At 37.8% G+C, this 1,210-nt stretch carries 1 protein-coding gene; it reads right to left on the reverse strand.

The window, feature by feature from the left end; all coding sequences use genetic code 11:
- Positions 1-454: 454 nt before the first annotated feature.
- On the reverse strand, positions 455-1,024 hold the full coding sequence (locus FTU17_RS17335; protein WP_180005529.1) for a peptidylprolyl isomerase: 570 nt from the start codon (positions 1,022-1,024) through the stop codon (positions 455-457).
- Positions 1,025-1,210 lie beyond the last annotated feature (186 nt).

The raw sequence follows: 1,210 nt of genomic DNA on the forward strand, positions 1-1,210 counted from the left end.
TGAGCCATGATCAAACTCTTCAGTTTAAAATCAATAGTACATATAGTGTACCAATCTTGGCTCATCAATTACTGACAAAAATTTGCTCAAATAAACTTCGAGTAATTTCTACCATCAATCAATGAAATATTTTCGATTGATCAACCAGTAAAAATCCACACAAGTTGTTCTTCATAATCTCTTAATGATCTTTCTAACATCTCGTCAATGCTAGAAGCTGGACTTCGATAAACTCAACAACTCAACGCTTCACGTTTCGTTCGTTTCCGTCTATCTCGTCGGTATGGTGCTCATTATAGGGCAATTTCTTACACGTGCAAGTGCTTTTCACTCACAAAGAACACGAGTGTTTTATTTTTATGCACCATTATGGTTCAAAAAACACACTTTACTCACATAAATACATGATATTTATTACAAATATCATGTAAAATATTTTTCCTATTTTGTGTGCTTAGTTTTTTACAGGTGCTGCTTTAATCACCACACTCTGTATAACTACTGGGTTTACAGGGACATTCTGATGCATTCCATAGTTCGCAGTTGGAACTTTTACGATTTTATCGACGATATCCATACCTTTAGTGACCTTACCAAAAACAGCATATCCCGCATTCATTGCACTTTTATTGAGAAAGTCATTGTCTGCAACATTAATAAAGAACTGACTACTTGCTGAATCAGGATGATTCATCCGTGCCATTGCCAATGTGCCGCGCTTATTGCTCAAGCCATTACTTGATTCATTCTTAATAGCCGCTTTTGTTGGCTTCTCCTGCATTTTGACATCCATGCCCCCACCCTGAACCATAAATCCAGGAATCACGCGATGAAAGATCGTGCCGTTATAAAATTTTTCTTTTGCATAGCTTTCAAAGTTTTTAGCTGAGATAGGTGCCTTGTCATTGAATAGCTCAATTTCAATATTGCCTTGAGAGGTTTTCATTTCGACAATAGTATTGGCAGCAAAACTGCTTAAGCTCACACAGCCAAGTGCTGCGGTAAATAAAATCTGTTTTAACATTTGCTAACTCTTCTGGTTGATCTCGTACTTGTTATTGACTGTATATTAGTCTTTGATGATTGACATACTCCCACCACCAAGCTAAGAGCTATGGTGGGGGAATCTTTGCGACCCATGCAATCTTAGAGATTGCACCTTTCGATACCGCACTGCGCTGACAGTATGGCGGTACAGGAACTCTTTATA

It is taken from the genome of Acinetobacter sp. YH12070 (assembly GCF_013419625.1).
Taxonomy (GTDB): Bacteria; Pseudomonadota; Gammaproteobacteria; order Pseudomonadales; family Moraxellaceae; genus Acinetobacter; species Acinetobacter amyesii.

Excerpts from the sequence above, each read along its gene's own strand:
- FTU17_RS17335 (WP_180005529.1), bottom strand. The coding sequence starts at position 1,024 with ATGTTAAAACAGATTTTATTTACCGCAGCACTTGGCTGTGTGAGCTTA.